Annotated in this window: 23 protein-coding genes and 1 pseudogene; 7 read left to right on the forward strand and 17 right to left on the reverse strand. The window is 33.4% G+C overall.

Annotated features, from left to right (window positions below; all coding sequences use genetic code 11):
- Positions 1 to 568: 568 nt before the first annotated feature.
- A complete protein-coding gene (locus tag AAHN00_RS00160; protein ID WP_342271754.1) occupies positions 569 to 958 on the reverse strand; it encodes a transposase in 390 nt (129 codons plus the stop codon).
- Positions 959 to 1,245: 287 nt separating this feature from the next.
- Between AAHN00_RS00160 and AAHN00_RS00165 the strand changes: the two genes are divergently transcribed.
- Together AAHN00_RS00165 and AAHN00_RS00170 are read left to right on the forward strand one after the other, a co-directional pair.
- The gene (locus AAHN00_RS00165) at positions 1,246 to 1,479 is read left to right on the forward strand and encodes a hypothetical protein (RefSeq protein ID WP_250310741.1); all 234 of its coding nucleotides are present in this window, start codon (positions 1,246 to 1,248) and stop codon (positions 1,477 to 1,479) included.
- Positions 1,480 to 1,694: 215 nt separating this feature from the next.
- Positions 1,695 to 2,891, forward strand: a complete 1,197-nt coding sequence (locus AAHN00_RS00170; protein WP_342271755.1) for an IS66 family transposase — start codon at positions 1,695 to 1,697, stop codon at positions 2,889 to 2,891.
- On the opposite strand, the gene tnpB (AAHN00_RS00175) is transcribed toward AAHN00_RS00170, so the two are convergent.
- The 4 genes from tnpB (AAHN00_RS00175) to AAHN00_RS00190 form a co-directional block, all read right to left on the reverse strand.
- Entirely contained in the window at positions 2,888 to 3,184 is a 297-nt protein-coding gene (gene tnpB / locus AAHN00_RS00175) for an IS66 family insertion sequence element accessory protein TnpB (protein WP_342272708.1), read from the reverse strand. The genes AAHN00_RS00170 and tnpB (AAHN00_RS00175) overlap by 4 nt on opposite strands.
- Before the next feature lie 162 nt (positions 3,185 to 3,346).
- A complete protein-coding gene (gene tnpB, locus AAHN00_RS00180; RefSeq protein ID WP_342270934.1) occupies positions 3,347 to 3,493 on the reverse strand; it encodes an IS66 family insertion sequence element accessory protein TnpB in 147 nt (48 codons plus the stop codon).
- Positions 3,481 to 3,906, reverse strand: a complete 426-nt coding sequence (locus AAHN00_RS00185) for a hypothetical protein (RefSeq protein ID WP_342271013.1) — start codon at positions 3,904 to 3,906, stop codon at positions 3,481 to 3,483. The genes tnpB (AAHN00_RS00180) and AAHN00_RS00185 overlap by 13 nt, the downstream gene beginning before the upstream one ends.
- Before the next feature lie 134 nt (positions 3,907 to 4,040).
- Complete coding sequence (locus AAHN00_RS00190) at positions 4,041 to 4,901, reverse strand: IS256 family transposase (protein WP_342271756.1); 861 nt, start codon at positions 4,899 to 4,901, stop codon at positions 4,041 to 4,043.
- 39 nt (positions 4,902 to 4,940) lie between these two features.
- Here AAHN00_RS00190 and AAHN00_RS00195 point away from each other — a divergent pair, with 39 nt between their 5' ends.
- Entirely contained in the window at positions 4,941 to 5,201 is a 261-nt protein-coding gene (locus AAHN00_RS00195; RefSeq protein ID WP_342271599.1) for a hypothetical protein, read from the forward strand.
- Positions 5,202 to 5,404: 203 nt separating this feature from the next.
- Here AAHN00_RS00195 and rsmD read toward each other — a convergent pair whose 3' ends face one another.
- A complete protein-coding gene (rsmD, locus tag AAHN00_RS00200) occupies positions 5,405 to 6,004 on the reverse strand; it encodes a 16S rRNA (guanine(966)-N(2))-methyltransferase RsmD (RefSeq protein WP_342271757.1) in 600 nt (199 codons plus the stop codon).
- Between the two features lie 271 nt (positions 6,005 to 6,275).
- Between rsmD and AAHN00_RS00205 the strand changes: the two genes are divergently transcribed.
- On the forward strand, positions 6,276 to 6,506 hold the full coding sequence (locus AAHN00_RS00205) for a hypothetical protein (RefSeq protein ID WP_342271758.1): 231 nt from the start codon (positions 6,276 to 6,278) through the stop codon (positions 6,504 to 6,506).
- Here the strand turns inward: AAHN00_RS00205 and AAHN00_RS14895 are convergent.
- From AAHN00_RS14895 to AAHN00_RS00210, 3 genes are all read right to left on the reverse strand, one after another.
- Positions 6,493 to 6,675 carry a type II toxin-antitoxin system PemK/MazF family toxin gene (locus AAHN00_RS14895; RefSeq protein ID WP_410521397.1) on the reverse strand — a complete coding sequence of 61 codons (183 nt, stop codon included), beginning with the start codon at positions 6,673 to 6,675 and terminating at the stop codon, positions 6,493 to 6,495. The two genes, AAHN00_RS00205 and AAHN00_RS14895, sit on opposite strands and share 14 nt — an antisense overlap.
- Before the next feature lie 146 nt (positions 6,676 to 6,821).
- Positions 6,822 to 6,902 (reverse strand): AbrB/MazE/SpoVT family DNA-binding domain-containing protein, encoded by an 81-nt coding sequence (locus AAHN00_RS14900; RefSeq protein WP_410521460.1) that lies wholly within the window; start codon positions 6,900 to 6,902, stop codon positions 6,822 to 6,824.
- A 64-nt stretch (positions 6,903 to 6,966) separates the two neighbouring features.
- Complete coding sequence (locus AAHN00_RS00210) at positions 6,967 to 7,827, reverse strand: DUF1189 family protein (RefSeq protein WP_342271759.1); 861 nt, start codon at positions 7,825 to 7,827, stop codon at positions 6,967 to 6,969.
- A gap of 105 nt (positions 7,828 to 7,932) precedes the next feature.
- On the opposite strand from AAHN00_RS00210, the gene tkt reads away from it, so the two are divergent.
- The gene (tkt, locus tag AAHN00_RS00215) at positions 7,933 to 9,942 is read left to right on the forward strand and encodes a transketolase (protein WP_342271760.1); all 2,010 of its coding nucleotides are present in this window, start codon (positions 7,933 to 7,935) and stop codon (positions 9,940 to 9,942) included.
- 124 nt (positions 9,943 to 10,066) lie between these two features.
- Here tkt and AAHN00_RS00220 read toward each other — a convergent pair.
- Together AAHN00_RS00220 and AAHN00_RS00225 are read right to left on the reverse strand one after the other, a co-directional pair.
- A pseudogene (locus AAHN00_RS00220) lies at positions 10,067 to 10,636 on the reverse strand (IS982 family transposase); the annotation flags it as partial.
- A gap of 64 nt (positions 10,637 to 10,700) precedes the next feature.
- The gene (locus AAHN00_RS00225; protein ID WP_342270905.1) at positions 10,701 to 11,408 is read right to left on the reverse strand and encodes an IS6 family transposase; all 708 of its coding nucleotides are present in this window, start codon (positions 11,406 to 11,408) and stop codon (positions 10,701 to 10,703) included.
- Between the two features lie 41 nt (positions 11,409 to 11,449).
- On the opposite strand from AAHN00_RS00225, the gene AAHN00_RS00230 reads away from it, so the two are divergent.
- Entirely contained in the window at positions 11,450 to 11,851 is a 402-nt protein-coding gene (locus tag AAHN00_RS00230) for a transposase (RefSeq protein ID WP_342271761.1), read from the forward strand.
- Here AAHN00_RS00230 and AAHN00_RS00235 read toward each other — a convergent pair.
- The 4 genes from AAHN00_RS00235 to AAHN00_RS00250 form a co-directional block, all read right to left on the reverse strand.
- Complete coding sequence (locus AAHN00_RS00235; protein ID WP_410521461.1) at positions 11,820 to 12,566, reverse strand: IS256 family transposase; 747 nt, start codon at positions 12,564 to 12,566, stop codon at positions 11,820 to 11,822. The two genes, AAHN00_RS00230 and AAHN00_RS00235, sit on opposite strands and share 32 nt — an antisense overlap.
- Positions 12,485 to 12,661, reverse strand: coding sequence for a hypothetical protein (locus AAHN00_RS00240; RefSeq protein WP_342271762.1), 177 nt, complete (start codon positions 12,659 to 12,661; stop codon positions 12,485 to 12,487). The genes AAHN00_RS00235 and AAHN00_RS00240 overlap by 82 nt, the downstream gene beginning before the upstream one ends.
- Positions 12,662 to 12,764: 103 nt before the next feature.
- Positions 12,765 to 13,349 carry a transposase gene (locus AAHN00_RS00245; protein WP_342271763.1) on the reverse strand — a complete coding sequence of 195 codons (585 nt, stop codon included), beginning with the start codon at positions 13,347 to 13,349 and terminating at the stop codon, positions 12,765 to 12,767.
- 133 nt (positions 13,350 to 13,482) lie between these two features.
- Positions 13,483 to 13,947: a transposase gene (locus tag AAHN00_RS00250; protein WP_342271764.1), complete on the reverse strand. Its 465-nt coding sequence runs from the start codon at positions 13,945 to 13,947 to the stop codon at positions 13,483 to 13,485.
- Positions 13,948 to 13,988: 41 nt separating this feature from the next.
- Between AAHN00_RS00250 and AAHN00_RS00255 the strand changes: the two genes are divergently transcribed.
- Positions 13,989 to 14,696 carry an IS6 family transposase gene (locus AAHN00_RS00255; RefSeq protein WP_342270905.1) on the forward strand — a complete coding sequence of 236 codons (708 nt, stop codon included), beginning with the start codon at positions 13,989 to 13,991 and terminating at the stop codon, positions 14,694 to 14,696.
- Between the two features lie 41 nt (positions 14,697 to 14,737).
- Here AAHN00_RS00255 and AAHN00_RS00260 read toward each other — a convergent pair whose 3' ends face one another.
- Entirely contained in the window at positions 14,738 to 15,643 is a 906-nt protein-coding gene (locus AAHN00_RS00260; RefSeq protein ID WP_342271765.1) for an IS256 family transposase, read from the reverse strand.
- A 453-nt stretch (positions 15,644 to 16,096) separates the two neighbouring features.
- Positions 16,097 to 20,230, reverse strand: coding sequence for a DNA-directed RNA polymerase subunit beta' (gene rpoC, locus AAHN00_RS00265; protein WP_342271766.1), 4,134 nt, complete (start codon positions 20,228 to 20,230; stop codon positions 16,097 to 16,099).
- Between the last annotated feature and the right edge of the window lie 39 nt (positions 20,231 to 20,269).

Here is a 20,269-nt window from a genome sequence, read left to right on the forward strand (position 1 = left end):
GGAGACTATATAGTCTGTCCGGCAAAACTCTATAAGTCTTATAGATAATAGGTTTTAATGGCAGAAAATACTCAATAACAACCAGCTGAAGCTGGTGGGTTGATATCTAGACTGGAAGTCGCTATTACTCTAAAGAGATATTACTAATGCCTGTGCTATCTCTCTGATCCTAATTCTTATAAGTTACCCTGCAATACTTTGTAGCGATATTTAGTGATCCAAACAACATGAAAGCGATGGTAAAATACAGTGTGGCTAGTCTTGTTATAATCTGTCATATATGATATTTTAATATACATAAGAGCAAGCTCTTCATGTATATTAAAATATCATATATTCAAGTTATAGTGAATTGAAATATTAGAACAAGGACTGAAGTCTTTCCCAGCTGAAGCTGGGGGTTTTAACCAAAAAGGTGACTATAAAGAAATCCATAAGAAAATGTTAAAATATGCTAATAAACCTTATGGATTTCAGTCAATATGCCAATAGAAAATATTATCAAATCACAAAAACAAGGAAAACTTTTTGAGCCTTTCTAATTAAGTGTGTAAATTTTTCATAGGGCTTAAATTCTACCTTCAAATTTTATCAAAAAGTGAGCCATAGCTGCGTTCCAGTTTGGAATCGGCATAACCCATTTCTTGGTCATATAATCAATTGCCAAATACAAGGTCTTAAAAACGGCATTATCATTTGGAAAAACCCGTTTATTCTTAGTAACCTTACGTAATTGGCTATTGACAGATTCTACACTATTAGTTGTGTATATTACTTTCCTTATCGCCTCAGGGTATCCTAGAAAAACCATTAAATTTTCCCAATGAACATACCAAGATTTAGCAATTTGTGGATACTGTTTACTCCATTTAGCTTCAAAAGATTCTAAAGCAAGATGTGCTTCTTCCTCTGTGCTAGCAGTATATATAAGCTTTAAATCAGCGTATACTTGCAGCAAAACTGCGTAACACTATCTAATTTTTTTGCTAGTATGAATTTATTGTATAAATTTGGGTTTCTACTATGCAAATATCACCGATTAATCAAAACTTACGCTATGTTTTATGATAAGTGGCTTTGTACTGAGATATTATTAAAATTCTTTACTATGAAAAAATGGCTTTCAGCCAAGGTTTTTAGTCATACTTGAGATAACATAGCGTAAGTTTTGTAATAAAAACTAGTTGAAAAAGTACCAATTATATTATAACATTTGAAATATTAATAATAATGATAATTAATCAAATGAAAAAACCAAAAGTAGCGACCTTAAGTGCTGAAGAACGAGAAGAACTAATACAACATGTCAAGGAAAGTTCATTAACGGGAGATGAACAGCAAACGATAGTAGAACTTGTGAAATTTTGTAATGAGCTAATAGACAAGCTAGCATCATCAAATATCAGTATAAATAAGCTTAAGGAAATGCTGATTGGTTTTAAGGCAGATAACAAAAAAAAGATAGTTCAGATTCATTAAAAGAACCGCCAAGTGAATCTGATAACGGGAATGGTGGTAATGAAGAAGAGTGCGATAAGCCCAAAAAGATAGATCGTAGTAATTGGCAAGGTAAATATGGGTTTGATGATTATAAGGATGCGAATACCAGCTATTTAACTCCTGAGAATTTTTGTAGTGGTGATAGCTGTCCTCACTGTTGTAATGGCAAACTATATAATAGTGAAGCTAGAAAATTGCTACAATTTACAGGTAATGCTCCAATTACAGTCAACAGATATGTAAAGAAAACGCTACGTTGTAATGCTTGTGATTATATAGTTATGAACAATAAAAATATCAACAAATGGACAAATAGTAGCAGAAGTGCAATAGTGTTACAAAAGACCTATGGTACTCCTTTCTACCGTTTATCTAGGCTGCAAAGTTTAAGTGGTGTTCCTGTGGCATATAGCTCGCTCTGGCAACAATATTTAGATGTTTGGCAAGAAGGTGGTGGAGCTGAAATTTACGGGGTATTATTGGAAATGGCTGCCGAATGTAGTTCACTGAACCTTGATGATACTAGAGCTAGGATTTTAGAAATTACTATAGCCAATAAGAAATTACGTACTCAAAATAAGAAAGGACGCAGCTGTTATACTACTACAATATGTGCTAAGACTGCAAATAATGAGGTGATAGTTTTATATTTTACCGGTAATAGGCATGGTGGAGAAAATATAGGTAACGTACTAAAGAATCGTAAGAATAGAACAGATTCTATCCAATTAATGACTGACGCAAGTAACAATAATAACCCGGTATTATCAGAAGCAGATCAAGAATTACTGGCAATAATAGTGATGATCAATTGTTTGTCACATGGTCAGAGAAAATTTACAGAGAATGAACTATATTACCCTGAAGAATGCGGATATTTTCTCAAACAAACACGAGGGATTTACCACAATGAACATCAATGTAAAGAGATGAGTCCTGAAGAAAAACTTGGGTATCATCAGGAACATAGCAGTAAATATATAGAAAACATATATAACAAAATAGACGAATTATTTAATGACAAGAAAGTTGAGCCTAATAGTAGGCTTGGACAAGCTATGAAATATTGGATAAATAATAAAGAAGGTTTGACCCAATTTTTAAAAATCCCAGTTAGCAATCTTGATAATAATTGGGCTGAGAGATCACTGCGTACCATTATTTTACAAAGGAAGAATTCATTATTCTTTAAAACAATCAATAGTGCTGAGATACATAGTGGTCTGTATAGTATAGTAAAGACTTGTAGTGAGAACGAGATCAATGCCTTTAAATATTTAAATTGGCTACAAGAGCAGAGTAGCAAAGCAAAGAAGCGTCCTGCGAATTATACGGCTTTTGCCTATGCAAGATATATGAATAATACGGAATTAATCGAGACAGCAGCTTAAACGACAGGAAGCCAATCATTAGAGAATTTGGCAGAACTAGGATCACCATTATGAATAAGAATGTGTAAGGTTCTATAACAAATTTGATAAGATGAATTATCAGATGGGAAAAGTTTTGCGGTAAATTTACCTTTGGATAGGCGTTTAGAGCATAGCCAAAAGCCTTGACCGTCAAAGGACAAAATTTTAATGGCAGTTCTGTTTTTATTGTCCCACTTTGGGAGAAAAACCCCGCACTTGCAGTGCGTCGTTTCAACATAAATTTTAAATATCTTATCAAGAAAAGATAAGATAAGATATTTTTTAACAAAATCTTACACTTCACAGATATATTCTTTTTGTGTTGTGACACTTTCTAAATGAGCCATACACAAATAGTTTCTAACTTTTAAGTTAGTACATACATGAGGCATTCATGCCGTAATATTAAGCTCTGCACTTGCAGTGCAGAGTGGTTAACTATAGAATAAAAACAAGGAACCATTAAGAGGGTCAGAAGAAAGTTTTTGTCTACAAACAGCGATTAAGCCATCGATACCCTTGCGAAAATCGATGGCAATAGTGGCAACAAAAATAACTGACGCCGGGGTTAGTTGCAGCATAAAAATGTCTGAATTATGGTTTTTGGTTCTAGTGTTTGGATAATAAGTTTGGTACCATTTGGTTTAATAATGTGACAAGTATAGTGATTTTGTTTGGGGGCAGCTACAGGATCGGTATCTATAGAATTTAATAGTTGAAATGGGAGAAAATTAATATTTTGTTGTAGAGCTTGATTTGAAGTTGAGACAGGAGAAGTTTTGAGGGTAGGCTCATGGGCTTTTTTAATTGAACTGATTGTTGCTTTATTAATATTAAGATGTTTAGCTATCTCTTGGTAAGAATAATGATGGAGTAATTGGTAAACTAATTCCTTTAGATGGTTTGGTATAGGATCAAACTTATTAGTTTTAGTTTGACGCCAGGCTTTAAATTGCTGAGCTACTTGCTCAATAGTAATTGATGGTATTTGCATAGTATGAAACCCAAATGTATAAAAAATTCATACTAGCAAAAACATTAGATAAAGTTATGCAGTTTTGCTGCAGGTATACAAATCAGCCGCTAATTCGAGCCTTTCTAATTAAGTGTGTAAATTTTTCATAGGGCTTAAATTCTACCTTCAAATTTTATCAAAAAGTGAGCCATAGCTGCGTTCCAGTTTGGAATCGGCATAACCCATTTCTTGGTCATATAATCAATTGCCAAATACAAGGTCTTAAAAACAGCATTATCATTTGGAAAAACCCGTTTATTCTTAGTAACCTTACGTAATTGGCTATTGACAGATTCTACACTATTAGTTGTGTATATTACTTTCCTTATCGCCTCAGGGTATCCTAGAAAAACCATTAAATTTTCCCAATGAACATACCAAGATTTAGCAATTTGTGGATACTGTTTACTCCATTTAGCTTCAAAAGATTCTAAAGCAAGATGTGCTTCTTCCTCTGTGCTAGCAGTATATATAGGCTTTAAATCAGCCGCTAATTCTTTTCGGTCTTTATATGATACATATTTTAAACTATTTCTAATCTGATGTACAATACATAATTGATGTTCGGTTTTCGGAAAAACTGCTTCTATTGCCTCAGACATACCGGTTAAATTATCACTGCAAGCAATAAGCATGTCTTGCATACCTCTGTTCTTCATCTCAGTAAAATTACCAAGCCAAAATTTCGCTCCTTCATTTTCACTGATCCACAATCCTAAAATATCCTTCCTTCCAGATAAATCAATACCTAATGCTACATATACAGACTTATTGATAATTCGTTTATCTTGACGTACTTTTACTACTAAACAGTCAAAAAGTACTATAGCATATACTCGATCCAATGGTCGGCTTTGCCATATCTTGACATCCTCAATTACATCATCAGTAATTTGACTTATCAAACTTTCGCTAACGTCAGCTCCATACAATTCTTGCATTTGAATCTTAATCAGGAGTTTCGCACTTAGCAAAAAATATGTTAATCTAGCAAGAAAGAGTTTTAGTTAAGCATGGCAAGATCAAAATGTAGCAAAGACTTATATAAATCATTTTTACAAGCAAGTAGCGTAAGATATAGTGGTAAAGCATTATCTGAAGTAAGTCCAATAAACCTATCTCATGATAGTGCAAGTCGATGGTTAAATAGTAAGGATTTCCGCCCTAGCGGGATCTACAGAGAAGTGTCAAAATATATTGATAGGGAAGCTTCTTGTTTATTGTCCCACTTTGGGAGAAAAACCCCGCACTTGCAGTGCGTCGTTTCAACATAAATTTTAAATATCTTATCAAGAAAAGATAAGATAAGATATTTTTTAACAAAATCTTACACTTCACAGATATATTCTTTTTGTGTTGTGACACTTTCTAAATGAGCCATACACAAATAGTTTCTAACTTTTAAGTTAGTACATACATGAGGCATTCATGCCGTAATATTAAGCTCTGCACTTGCAGTGCAGAGTGGTTAACTCAATCATAGATTATGGGGGGCTTTAAATATTTTTGGCGGACGGACTATGTATTTTAAGATAAGCAATTTACTATCACCGTATATTTTTTCTTTAATTAGCTGTAAAGAATCATCGCTAAAATCTTCATTTTTAGCAAGTTCGACTACAATAATGCTACCATCTTTTAACCATTGACCTTTTTTTAAAGCATTAACTGCCTTCGATACAAGATTATGACCGTATGGCGGATCAATAAAAATTAAATCAAAGCTGTTTTTACATTTTGGCAAAGCTACTGCATTGATATTTAGGAAAATCATTTTATCCAGCTCACCTATTTTACTAGCAAACTCTTTTGCTGCCTGTAAATAATTAGCATTTATATCAACTAATGTAACTGCCCCAGCACCTCTAGAACAGCTCTCAAAAGCTAGACTACCAGTGCCGGCAAATAAATCGAGAACTTTAGATTCATAGTTAAATAACCTACAATCAATGAATTCTCCTGAAGTTAGTATACTAAAAATCGCCTCTCGGATTTTCCCTGTGGAAGGACGATAGTTAGAGTTTTTTAAGGTAGGTATGATCCGATTTTTATGTTTGCCGGCGATAATTCGTATCATAAAAATTTCTTAAATTGTTTGAATTTCATGATTTTTACCTTTAGTCAAAACTACTTCAAATCAACAACTTCAAAACAACAATTTGTATGGCTTTTATAAATATTAAGAGTTACGTATATTCGCTACAGCTATACAAGAAATTACAAACATTACGCCAGCTATAGTTAACCACTCTGCACTGCAAGTGCAGAGCTTAATATTACGGCATGAATGCCTAATTTATGTACTAACTTAAAAGTTAGAAACTATTTGTGTATGGCTCATTTAGAAAGTGTCACAACACAAAAAGAATATATCTGTGAAGTGTAAGATTTTGTTAAAAAATATCTGTATGATTCATTCTTATCTTTTCTTGATAAGATATTTAAAATTTATGTTGAAACGACGCACTGCAAGTGCGGGGTTTTTCTCCCAAAGTGGGACAATAAACATCCTATATTTTTTACTTACACTAGATACTGCTCCCCTTATTTGTTCAAAGTTTATTATCACTTCAAAATGATAGCCCTTAACTTGACTAGTGATAGTACAAATAGAGCAAGACCACTCTTAAGGTTATATTTATAAGGAGTAAGAACTACCGCTGATCGTGTTTTTTGAATCTCTTTGCCTTTTTGAGGTTCAAAATTAAGCCAAACTACATCACCTCTTTCAGGTATGAATGTTACCACGATTCATTGCCTACAGCAATGTCATCATTTAATATTTCATTATGACAGTTAGAATCTGTAATATTATCCAATATATCTAATTCTGGTGGTTCTGTACTGATAATCAAATAGTTATCAGCTGTTTCTAAATTAACAAATGTACCTTGTTAAAAATGTAACTTATCAGCTAGATGTTTAGGAATTCTGATCCCCAAACTATTTCCCCATTTTTGGATTTGAGTTTGCATAATATCATTAATATTGTTACTGTATAAACAAAGCCTAGAAAGTTAACGTTTAGACCCCCCTTCCCTATTTACTTCGTATTTGCAACATCCCCAAAAAGAGTAAAAAATAGGCAAACATCTGTATAAAAAATACCATGCCACTCAATTCTGGTAAAAATATAACGATAATAGGTTGTAATAAAATGGGCACTCCACTTGAAAATAATACTATCCTAGTGCATGTTTGCCAAGAGGATTTAGGACCAAAATAATTAGTTAGCAGATATACTAATATGATAATAAAGCTTTTTTCGAATAAAATTGTTACAAAACGAAAGACTATCATTATCGGCATTAAAATGTAAATAAATACCTTCGGTGCTTGTGTAAGAATCCTAGAAAAATGCTTTTTAATAACTTCTTCAGTTAGAATTTTTTGATCAGAAGTAAATAATTTAGAATATCCAATACTAAATACACTCTTTTTTTTATCAGTTATTTCAATCGTAGTAAGGGTTATACTATTGCTACTAAAGAGGATAGGAACTTTAATTTTCTCGCTATAAGGTAGTTGATTCTTTGAGTCTATAACAGCAATTTTATTACCATTTTCATCGAGTAAATATATAGCTTCATCTTGATCAACTAAAATTTTACTACCATCATAATAGATTTCCGGTAACTGTTTTAATATATATTCAATAGTTATGGTGCTTTTTGTAGAGCGGTTTTCAGTAAAATAATCCGTCAAAGCCAACAAATAATTAAATATAAAAAGACAGAAAATCAATGATGATATAAAAGATACAGTAAATATGTATTTAATTCCATACCCTGTATATGATCTATAAACATCTTGGTAAAAATTTATTGAACTGATTGATAACCGTAATTGATGAAATAAAGTAGTAAACCACGAGAAAACGGATAATAGTTTTGTTGTCATAATATCTATTTTGATGTAGATTCATAAAAAATTTTTATCAATATATTCCAATTCTTAAAACTAGAAAAGTATATATCTTTTAACATAAAAGCGATATTTATCATAATGAAGTTTAATAAAATACCAAAATATTCAGAAGAATATTGTAAACTAAGTGACTGTATTAGAGTTTTAGCAAGTGATAGCATAGAACATGCCAAGTCAGGCCATCCAGGTATGGTACTTGGCATGGCAGATGTGATGACAGTTTTAGTGTTTGATTTTCTTAAATTCAATCCTAATGATCCAACTTGGTTTGACCGTGATCGCCTAGTTCTATCAGCTGGGCATGGATCTATGTTACTTTATAGTTTTTATTATTTAACAAATTATAAAAATTTTCACTTAGAAGATTTAACACAATTTCGAAAATTACATTCAAAAACTCCTGGACATCCAGAATATGGAGCATATGAAGCTATTGAGGCTACTACAGGTCCTTTAGGTCAGGGATTTGCCACTTCAGTGGGTATGGCTATTGGTCAAAAAAAATATCAACAAAAATTGGGCAAAAATCTTAGTGATCATAAAATTTACTGTATAATTGGAGATGGATGCCTAATGGAAGGTATAAGCTACGAGGCTGCTTCTTTAGCTGGACATTTATGCCTTAATAACCTAATAGTTTTATTTGATGATAATAAAATTTCCATCGATGGACCTACCAACCTTACCGTATCTGAAGACCATCTGCTTAAATTTACTGCCATGGGTTGGATTACTGAATCTATTGATGGACATGATTTTGAGCAAATTAATGCCAGCTTAACTAGGGCAAAAAATTCTGATAAACCCTACTTAATTGCCTGTCGTACTTTAATTGCCAAAGGTTCTATTAACAAGGTAAATTCAAATGCAGCCCATGGTTCGCCCCTTGGCAAAGATGAAGTTAAATTGCTAAAAGAAAATTTAGGTTTTAAGGATGAAGAATTTGACCTACCAAAAGAATTAAAAGATATATGGAGCATGGCTTGGCTAAGAAATCAAGTGAGTTATAATAATTGGCAGGAAAACTTTGTTGATATAAGTCAAGAACAAAAAGTATATTTTGCTAGACCTAATATCGATTGTTCTTTTCTTGACAATATCCCTATCCCGGTAAAAGATGAAGCAACCCGTAGTTCATCCGGTAGAATTGTAGAAGAATTAAGCAAACTATCTGAAAAAATTATTTTTGGGTCAGCTGATTTATCATCATCCAATAATATCAAAAATAATCATAGTAAAGTAATCAGTAAAGATGATTTTAGCGGCAACTACATCCATTATGGTGTTCGTGAGAATGCTATGGGTTCTATCATGAACGGACTGTCATTATCAGGATTTTTGCCTGTAGGTGCTACTTTTCTAGTCTTTTCTGATTATATGAAGCCAAGTATGCGACTTTCTGCTATTATGCAGCAACAAGTAATCTATATAATGACTCATGATTCAATCGGTGTAGGAGAAGACGGCCCTACTCACCAACCAGTTGAGCATCTAGCGTCCTTTCGAAGCTTGCCAAATATGATGGTATTACGCCCTGCAGACTATATAGAAACAGCCGAGTCTTGGCGAATTGCACTATCTAATAAACAAGGCCCTTCTATTCTTGCTTTAACAAGACAAGCTGTCCCTCAAATTATTAAGATTCAAAATGAGGAAAATCAAATAGTTAGCCACATTAGTTCACAAAATTTATACTCTAAAGGTGGGTATATATTGTCAGGGAATAGTCAAGAAAAATTAGATGTTGCTATCTTTGCCACGGGTTCTGAATTATCAATTGCCTTAGAGGTAAAAGATATACTAAGCAAAAATGGATTTAGTGTAAATGTTATTTCAATATTATGTTTTGAGCTATTTTTTAAACAAAAACCTAGCTATATCCAAAATATTTTATCTAGGGGTAACTTAAAAGTGGCTATAGAAGCTGCAAGTAGCTTTGGTTGGCATCGAATCATTGGAGAAAACGGCATGTTCTTCGGCATGGAGCAATTTGGTCTATCTGCTCCCTCTACTGATTTATACTCATATTTTGGGCTTACTGCCTCAAATATCCTAGAAAAGATTATGGCAAAAATTAAGGGGATGTAAAAAAGGCATCATTGCAATATGCGAAAGCAACTAAGCAATCCTTAAAAAGGATTAGAAATGGATTGCTTAGTCACTTGAAGTAGTTGAGATTTAATCTTACATTTAGTAAAATAAACAAATTACGTCAATTCGGGATAAGGATATTGTGAACATGTAGATTACAATCAAATTTTGTTGAAGGTTTATTTTTCTTTAATGAGTAAGCAACAAGAGTAGATAATATATGGACAAAGGCATTTATTGGTGATCTATGTCTAGTATGTTCAAGGTTCATTTTATTTTTTAGATAATCAAAAACTGTTTCAATTAAGTTACGCTTTCGAAGTAAGATTTTTTCTTTCAAATCCATTAATTTATTTTCCATATTCTTCTTAATTCCATGAATCATTTTTAAGCCTCTTTCATATAAATTTAAGAACAAATTTTGCTTAATATAACCTTTATCAGCTGCTATAATTCCAGTTAATCTTTTTGTTAACTCCGGTACTGGGACCCTATCATCTACATTGCCTTTGGTCACTTTTAATGCCATAAACTCCCCTTTATTATTGATTATTACATGTAATTTAAAACCATAAAAATACCCCATAGAGGATTTACTATGTTTGGCTAATCCTTTAAAAACTTTATTGCTATAACGCCTTTTATTGTGACAAGCTTTAATCGTTGTAGAGTCAATAAAATAAATACCTGTTTCCGGTTTTGTCGCATCTATAAATCATACTACATCAAGATTGTTAAAACTAAGGTTTTGGACATTATGATGCCATTAACATAGCAAAATTCTCAAAAGTAGAAAGATTATCATTAGCTCCAATTATTTGTCTTTTTTGCATCATACGAATATTTTCTATACCGGTAATAGTCATTTCTGCAGAATGAAAACTCTTAAAACCAAGCATTGGCTTTGTACGTTTTTTGATAAACCTATGATCTTGTTCTACAAGATTATTCAGGTATTTGGTCTGAATAACCTTAATTTTATAATCTTTAGGAACTTCTGTATTCAAATCATTAAGAGCAGCCGTATTACTACCGCTTTTATCAATTACTACTTTCTCAGGAAAATTATTCTCTCTAAAGGCTTTACGAAAAAATGCAAGTGCTGCAGGCTTGTCTCTATGCTTACGTAGCAGAAAGTCTACAGTATTACCAAGACTATCTAGTGCTCTATATAAATAAACCCATTTACCGTTTAATTTAATATAAGTCTCATCCATTCTCCAACTACTACCAACTGGCTTCTTTCTTTTTCTAACCACCTGATCTATCAATGGTACAAATTTTATAACCCATCTTTGTAATGTAGAGTGATCAATTTTTGCTCCCCTTATACTCATCATTTCTTCCAAATCTCGATAACTTAAAGAAAATCGGCATTTCATATAGACAAATAACATTATTATTTCTGGTGAAGAACAAAATCCTTTGAAATATGATAATAATCTTGCAGTAATACGAAACATCTTAACATCTTTTTTAGATCATTATATCAATCTTTTTTCTATTGTCCAACATATGCGACAGAACCGAAGCACATCTTGCTTTAGAATCTTTTGAAGCTAAATGGAGTAAACAGTATCCACAAATTGCTAAATCTTGGTATGTTCATTGGGAAAATTTAATGGTTTTTCTAGGATACCCTGAGGCGATAAGGAAAGTAATATACACAACTAATAGTGTAGAATCTGTCAATAGCCAATTACGTAAGGTTACTAAGAATAAACGGGTTTTTCCAAATGATAATGCTGTTTTTAAGACCTTGTATTTGGCAATTGATTATATGACCAAGAAATGGGTTATGCCGATTCCAAACTGGAACGCAGCTATGGCTCACTTTTTGATAAAATTGAGTCAATCATTTAATTTGTGTAAGTTCATTTTTTATTTTCCAATAAATCATATTTAAAATCTCCACAAAGTATTTCAAATTGATTTAAAGCTAAAGACCAATCTTTAATAGGCATGGTCCATTTTTTGGCTGCATTTTGTAGGGATAAAAATATTATTTTTTGAATTGACTTATCATCTGGAAACACCCCCTTATTTTTGATAATTTTTCTAATTTGACGATTTACAGATTCTATAGTGTTAGTAGTATAAATTACCTTTCTGATCTCTTCAGGAAAGGCAAAAAACGGTATTATCCCAGACCAATTACGTTGCCAAATATCAGAAATTACCGGATATTTTTTATCCCATTTTACACCAAATTGCTGAAGTTTTAAACGTGCCATTTCGTCATTATTAGCTGTATAAATTTGTTTTAGATCTGATGTGACCTCTTTTAAATCTTTATATGACACATACTTTACTGAATTGCGAACCATATGTACAATACATAATTGTACTATAGTACTCGGGAATACACTGCTTATAGCTTCTGGAAAGCCCTTTAAACCATCCACACAAGCAACATAAATTTGTTCAATTCCTCGATTCTTTAACTCAGTAACTACTTGCATCCAAAATTTAGCACCTTCATTTTTGCCTATCCAAATGCCAAGTAACTCCTTTTTCCCTTCTATATTTACAGCAAGTGCTAAATATACTGCTTTATTGTCCCACTTTGGGAGAAAAACCCCGCACTTGCAGTGCGTCGTTTCAACATAAATTTTAAATATCTTATCAAGAAAAGATAAGATAAGATAAGATAAGATAAGATATTTTTTAACAAAATCTTACACTTCACAGATATATTCTTTTTGTGTTGTGACACTTTCTAAATGAGCCATACACAAATAGTTTCTAACTTTTAAGTTAGTACATACATGAGGCATTCATGCCGTAATATTAAGCTCTGCACTTGCAGTGCAGAGTGGTTAACTTATTACTATGTGATTGTCTCTAGATTTTACATAGATACAGTCCAAGTATAATATTGGATACACCCTATCTAAACAACGATTTTGCCACCTAGTTACTTCTTCTATCACCCCATCTGTTATGGTGGATATCAAGTCACCAGATACATCAGTTTGATATATTTCTTCTAAATGCCCTCGGATCTCGCTGACTGTCATACCGCGACCATAAAGGGATATCACTTTCTCATCAAATCCATTAAATCTCCTCAGCCCTTTTGGTATTAATTGAGGATTATACTCTCCTTCCCGATCTCTTGGTACTTCTACTGTCAGCTTACGACCATCCCCATCAATTACTGTCTTCTCATAGCTACCATTACGACGATTATTATCTACTTTTGGCATCTTGCTATGTTTTGAATATCCTAATTCATGATCCAACTCACTTGCTAATATTTTCTCAACTATTTGCTTCTTTAGCTGTTGAAATAAACCATCTCGACCAAATAACTCCGATGGATCTGCTTTTGATAATAATTCTTCTACTAGCTGATTACTGATGTCTAATGTATCTTTATCTGTATCTAATTTTTTAGCCATAATTCCTCCTTGCTTGCTTAAGTTACTTTTTTTACAGTAATCTCTTACTGCTTTCTTTGCAACTTACACAAACTATAGGACAGACTCATAAAATTTGAAGGTAGAATTTAAGCCCTATGAAAAATTTACACACTTAATTAGAAAGGCTCATAATTTTTTCATTTATCCTCCTTTTGTTCATATCGAGCCAAGCAAATACGGCAAGGCAAATATGATTTCTCTGAGCTCGACCCGTGCGTGCCTGACAGCGTTCAATACCACAAGTTTGTTTTAATTCTCGATGATAAACTTCTATAGACCACCGTGCCTTAACAATTTTCTCTATTTGTTCACGTGTTGGATTTTCTAAGTTAGTTGTTATGTAATCAATGCGACCATTTTTTGCCACAAACTTAAATACCGTAACCCAACCGTATCCACGTAGGTGAATTTTTAGTCCCTCATCAGGAATCTCTAAACTTTCTAAGCTAACATTATGATTAACTTTTCTATTTTTTCTTAGGTTACTAACCCATGTCCAACCTAAATTACGTATATGTTTCAAATTCTCCAAACCGCTATACCACGCATCCATGGTTCTGTCGCATATGTTGGACAATAGAAAAAAGATTGATATAATGATCTAAAAAAGATGTTAAGATGTTTCGTATTACTGCAAGATTATTATCATATTTCAAAGGATTTTGTTCTTCACCAGAAATAATAATGTTATTTGTCTATATGAAATGCCGATTTTCTTTAAGTTATCGAGATTTGGAAGAAATGATGAGTATAAGGGGAGCAAAAATTGATCACTCTACATTACAAAGATGGGTTATAAAATTTGTACCATTGATAGATCAGGTGGTTAGAAAAAGAAAGAAGCCAGTTGGTAGTAGTTGGAGAATGGATGAGACTTATATTAAATTAAACGGTAAATGGGTTTATTTATATAGAGCACTAGATAGTCTTGGTAATACTGTAGACTTTCTGCTACGTAAGCATAGAGACAAGCCTGCAGCACTTGCATTTTTTCGTAAAGCCTTTAGAGAGAATAATTTTCCTGAGAAAGTAGTAATTGATAAAAGCGGTAGTAATACGGCTGCTCTTAATGATTTGAATACAGAAGTTCCTAAAGATTATAAAATTAAGGTTATTCAGACCAAATACCTGAATAATCTTGTAGAACAAGATCATAGGTTTATCAAAAAACGTACAAAGCCAATGCTTGGTTTTAAGAGTTTTCATTCTGCAGAAATGACTATTACCGGTATAGAAAATATTCGTATGATGCAAAAAAGACAAATAATTGGAGCTAATGATAATCTTTCTACTTTTGAGAATTTTGCTATGTTAATGGCATCATAATGTCCAAAACCTTAGTTTTAACAATCTTGATGTAGTATGATTTATAGATGCGACAAAACCTGTGCTTCTTCCTCTGTGCTAGCAGTATATATAGGCTTTAAATCAGCCGCTAATTCTTTTCGGTCTTTATATGATACATATTTTAAACTATTTCTAATCTGATGTACAATACATAATTGATGTTCGGTTTTCGGAAAAACTGCTTCTATTGCCTCAGACATACCGGTTAAATTATCACTGCAAGCAATAAGCATGTCTTGCATACCTCTGTTCTTCATCTCAGTAAAATTACCAAGCCAAAATTTCGCTCCTTCATTTTCACTGATCCACAATCCTAAAATATCCTTCCTTTCAGATAAATCAATACCTAATGCTACATATACAGACTTATTGATAATTCGTTTATCTTGACGTACTTTTACTACTAAACAGTCAAAAAATACTATAGCATATACTCGATCCAATGGTCGGCTTTGCCATATCTTGACATCCTCAATTACATCATCAGTAATTTGACTTATCAAACTTTCGCTAACGTCAGCTCCATACAATTCTTGCATTTGAATCTTAATATCAGATAAGCTCATTCCTTTAGCGTATAATGATATTATTTTATCATCAAATCCTTCAATACGTCTTTGACGCTTCGGAATTAATGCAGGTTCAAATGTACTACTTCTATCCCTTGGAACCTCAATCTCTACAACTCCATTATTTGTTACTAGATTCTTTACATTCCTACCATTACGAACATTATCACTATCAGTATGACAATATTTATCATATCCTAAATGATTATTCATCTCTGACTGCAATGCCTTCTCTACAAGCCGTTTGGTTAATTGTTTTAATAAACCATCCTCTTTAAGTAATGTTGATATATCTGTATCATTATTTATTAATAAATCTATCGCTTGATTCATTGCTTCATTTTGTTTTTGGTGCATTATAATTTCTCCTTTTGTTATATTATATTTTTATATAACCTTTGAAAAATTTACACACTTATTTGTACAGAGCCAAAATTACTTTATATCAACAAACTTGGGAAGTTATAAAAACATCAATTCAGAACAACATTAGATGCCTTTTAGCTGATTCGCAATTTTGCTAACTGCGAAACTCCTGTATAAGACTTATAGAGTTTTGCCGGACAAACTATATACTCGGTGAACTTCAAGAATTGGCGTTGTCGTGTCTAAAGATATCCGCTGCTCACGTACTAATGTACGCTCCGCTGCTCGACTTTGCTACTGCCTAGCTCTTCTTGAAGTTGACCTTCGTCTACCCAAGCTTTGAAATCATAGCAGTATACATAAGGTACATGAACACGCGAATCCTTGATATTTTCAAAAAACAATTCTTCCAAGCAGAAGAGTACACTCCTTATTAAAGAGAATCTATCCTAAAGTTTTCTGATAATCAACCTCTTCCTGGTCCAATTTAGCTGCAAGTTTACGCATCCTATTCATGTAAAAGCCTGTTCCTGCTGGCACTAATCTACCAACTATGACATTTTCTTTCAACCCACGCAATTTATCAATTTTTCCAGCTATAGTAGACTCCGTTAGAACTCTTGTTGTTTCTTGGAAAGAAGCAGCAGAAATAAATGATCTAGTTTGCAGCGATGCCTTAGTAATACCTTGTAGGATTGGTTGGGCTTCAGCCGGTCTTAAACCATTATCTATAGCTTTTTTATTAATTTCGGCAAATTCACGATAATCTATCTTCTCATCAACCATTAATGTCGTATCCCCAGAATGGGTTACTTCTACTTTTTGTAACATTTGACGAATTATTACCTCAATGTGCTTATCGTCAATTTTTACGCCCTGTAAACGGTAAACCGCTTGGATTTCTCCCACCATATAGCTTGTAAGAGCTTCCACTCCCATTACCTTTAAAATATCCTGTAGAACTGGATTGCCATCAATTAACATATCGCCTTTTTTTACAAAATCACCTTCATTAACAACAACATGTTTGCCCTTTGGTACCATATACTCAATTGCTGTAGTGTTATCACTTGGCTGAATAACAATACGCCTTTTTGACTTATAGTCTTTGCCAAATTCAACTCTACCATCTACTTCTGCAATAACAGCATGATCTTTTGGACGTCTAGCCTCAACAAGTTCAGCTACTCGTGGAAGACCACCAGTAATATCTTTTGTTTTAGTTGACTCCCTTGGAATACGTGATAAAATATCACCTACTGACACCTTAGCACCATCTTCAACATTTAAAATAGCATTCACTGGCATGTAATATCTAGCCTCCAAACCATTGGATAGCATAATAGTTTCTCCATTCTCATCAACTAATTGAATACGAGGACGTAACTCTGCTCCGCGTGAATATTGTTTTGATTCAATTATAACTTTGCTAGAAATACCAGTTGCTTCATCAGTGATATCACGAATTGACACTCCTTCTACCATATCCTTGAATACAACCTTTCCAGATTTCTCGGTAATAATCGGAATAGTGTACGGATCCCTCTCTACTAATTTTTGTCCTTTTTTTACCTTATCTGAATCATCGGCTATTAATCTTGAACCATACGCTACTTTATGCCTTGCTTTCTCATTATTATTAGCATCCAATAATAATAACTCACATGAACGACCCATTACGATCTTACGTCCCTCAGAATCAACAACCACATTACGACCTAAAATCTTCACTTTTGCATCATGAGAGGCTTCTATTGAAGATATTTCAACACCTTTCGTTGCAGCTCCTCCAATATGGAAAGTTCTCATGGTCAGCTGAGTACCTGGCTCACCAATTGACTGGGCAGCAATCACTCCTATTGCTTCTCCAACTGATACTAAAGAACCAGTGGCTAGATCTCTACCATAACATCTTACACATATTCCATCAATAACCTCACATGTTAGAACAGATCTTACCATTACCACATCCAAACCAGAAGATTCGATTTCTTCTAATTTTGCTTCATTAATTAATTCACCGGCTGATAGTAATAATGCATTAGTAACTGGGTGATATACGTTAATCGCAACTGTTCTGCCTAAAATTTGCTCTGCGAGCGATACAATAACTTCACCACCATCGATAATACTTCTGACTTCTATACCTTTTGTAGTTTGACAATCTTCATCAGTAATTATACAATCTTGAGCAACATCAACTAATCTACGGGTTAAATACCCAGAATTAGCTGTTTTCAACGCTGTATCTGCAAGACCTTTACGTGCACCATGTGTAGAATTAAAATATTCAAGGACAGTAAGACCTTCTCGGAAATTAGAAATAATCGGGGTTTCAATAATCTCACCTGATGGTTTAGCCATTAAACCACGCATACCAGCTAATTGCTTAATCTGTGCTGCTGATCCCCTTGCTCCCGAAGTAGCCATCATATATATCGAATTTACTTTCTGATGATTAGGCTTATTATTAACAGGTGTCATAGCAATTTCTTGCATCATGTCATTTGCTACTTTATCCGTACATTTAGACCAAGCATCAATCACTTTATTGTATTTTTCACCGTAAGTAATTAGACCATCAGAATATTGTTGTTCAAATTCTTTTACCTCAGTCAATGTTGAATTAATATGGCTATCCTTTGATTTTGGTACAACCATGTCGTCCATACCAAAAGAAATGCCTGAGGAACAAGCATATTTAAATCCAAGTTTCATTAGTTGATCAGCAAAGATCACTGTAGCCTTTTGTCCACAGTAGCGATATACCAAATCAATAACCGCAGATATATCCTTTTTAGTCATGGATTTATTTACAAACTTAAATCCAACATTATGATTACGTGGTAATAATTCTCCTATAATTAACCTACCAAAGCTAGTATCCACTATAGTTGATACAACCTCCCCTTCAATATTAAGCACATCGCGACGAAATTTTATCTTTGAGTGAATAGTTATTACCTTATTATACAAAGCATGTTCAATCTCCGACATGCTAGCAAAACTCATCCCTTCACCAGGTTCATTGTCAAAAACCATTGTTAAATAATAAAGACCTAGTACTATGTCCTTATCAGGGACGATAATCGGACGACCATTTGCCGGACTCAATATGTTGTTTGTTGACATTATAAGTACTCTTGCCTCAAGCTGAGCTTCAATTGAAAGAGGAATATGCACTGCCATCTGATCACCATCAAAATCAGCATTGAACGCAGCACAGACTAAAGGATGTAGCTGGATAGCTTTCCCTTCTATCAGTAAAGGTTCAAAAGCTTGGATACCTAAACGATGCAAAGTTGGTGCTCTATTCAACAACACTGGATGTTCACGTATAACTTCTTCTAAAATATCCCATACTTCTGATTTCTCAGCTTCAACCATTTTCTTAGCGGCTTTTATAGTGGTAGCAATTCCATATAATTCAAGCTTTGAATAAATAAATGGCTTGAATAATTCCAACGCCATCGTCTTTGGTAAACCACATTGGTGTAACTTAAGCTCTGGTCCCACAACGATAACAGAACGACCAGAATAATCCACTCGTTTACCAAGCAAATTCTGACGAAAACGACCTTGTTTACCTTTTAGCATATCACTAAGTGACTTAAATGGACGTTTATTAGTATTTTTCACTACTTTACCACGACGACCATTATCAAATAATGCATCGACCGATTCTTGTAACATCCTTTTTTCATTTCTGATGATAATATCCGGTGCTTTTAGTTCAAGTAGTCTCTTTAATCTATTATTTCTATTAATAACCCTTCTATAAAGTTCGTTAAGATCAGAAGTTGCAAACCTTCCTCCATCAAGCATAACTAATGGTCTAATTTCAGGTGGGATAACTGGCAGAACAGTCATAATCATCCATTCTGGCTTATTCTCAGATTCAAGAAAATCTTCAACTAACTTAAGTCTTTTAACAATCTTCTTCTTTTTAACTTCTGAAGATGTATTTAATAAATCTTCTTGCAAACTCTTCTTTAATTCAGGTAAATCAAGTTCTGTAAGCATCTGCTGAATCACTTCAGCCCCAATAGAAGCAGTAAAACTATCTTCTCCGTACTCATCTTGTGCCTTTTGCAAACTGTCTTCTGATAAAAGGTCACCCTTTTGCAGAGCAGATAACCCAGGATCAACAACAACATAACTTTCAAAATATAGAACTTTTTCTATATCCTTCATAGTCATATCTAGCAATGTACTAATCCTTGATGGTAAAGATTTCAAGAACCATATATGGGCAACTGGTGCTGCTAGCTCAATATGTCCCATTCTTTCTCTTCGGACTCTAGATGTAGTAACTTCAACACCACACTTCTCACAAGTGATACCACGATATTTCATACGTTTATATTTACCACAAAGACACTCATAGTCCTTCACGGGGCCAAAAATTCTAGCACAAAATAATCCTTCTTTCTCTGGCTTGAAAGTACGGTAATTTATTGTCTCAGGTTTCATTACCTCACCAAAAGACCATGAACGCACTTGATCAGGACTAGCAATATTAATTCTTATTTGATCAAATTGCTGAGTACTGCTTAATTGTCCGTAAAAATTTGTCATCCCTGTTGTCATAAAGATTCTTCCTTAAAAAATTTTTCA

The organism is Candidatus Tisiphia endosymbiont of Parasteatoda lunata (genome assembly GCF_964030955.1).
Lineage (GTDB): Bacteria > Pseudomonadota > Alphaproteobacteria > Rickettsiales > Rickettsiaceae > Tisiphia.

Bases quoted from the DNA above. Each gene is read 5' to 3' on its own strand.
- AAHN00_RS00165 (WP_250310741.1), top strand. From the start codon at position 1,246: ATGAAAAAACCAAAAGTAGCGACCTTAAGTGCTGAAGAACGAGAAGAA.
- tnpB (WP_342270934.1), bottom strand. From the start codon at position 3,493: ATGCTGCAACTAACCCCGGCGTCAGTTATTTTTGTTGCCACTATTGCC.
- AAHN00_RS00185 (WP_342271013.1), bottom strand. From the start codon at position 3,906: ATGCAAATACCATCAATTACTATTGAGCAAGTAGCTCAGCAATTTAAA.
- AAHN00_RS00195 (WP_342271599.1), top strand. From the start codon at position 4,941: ATGGCAAGATCAAAATGTAGCAAAGACTTATATAAATCATTTTTACAA.
- rsmD (WP_342271757.1), bottom strand. From the start codon at position 6,004: ATGATACGAATTATCGCCGGCAAACATAAAAATCGGATCATACCTACC.
- AAHN00_RS14900 (WP_410521460.1), bottom strand. From the start codon at position 6,902: ATGCAAACTCAAATCCAAAAATGGGGAAATAGTTTGGGGATCAGAATT.
- AAHN00_RS00210 (WP_342271759.1), bottom strand. From the start codon at position 7,827: ATGACAACAAAACTATTATCCGTTTTCTCGTGGTTTACTACTTTATTT.
- tkt (WP_342271760.1), top strand. From the start codon at position 7,933: ATGAAGTTTAATAAAATACCAAAATATTCAGAAGAATATTGTAAACTA.
- AAHN00_RS00225 (WP_342270905.1), bottom strand. From the start codon at position 11,408: ATGTTTCGTATTACTGCAAGATTATTATCATATTTCAAAGGATTTTGT.
- AAHN00_RS00245 (WP_342271763.1), bottom strand. From the start codon at position 13,349: ATGGCTAAAAAATTAGATACAGATAAAGATACATTAGACATCAGTAAT.
- AAHN00_RS00255 (WP_342270905.1), top strand. From the start codon at position 13,989: ATGTTTCGTATTACTGCAAGATTATTATCATATTTCAAAGGATTTTGT.
- AAHN00_RS00260 (WP_342271765.1), bottom strand. From the start codon at position 15,643: ATGCACCAAAAACAAAATGAAGCAATGAATCAAGCGATAGATTTATTA.
- rpoC (WP_342271766.1), bottom strand. From the start codon at position 20,230: ATGACAAATTTTTACGGACAATTAAGCAGTACTCAGCAATTTGATCAA.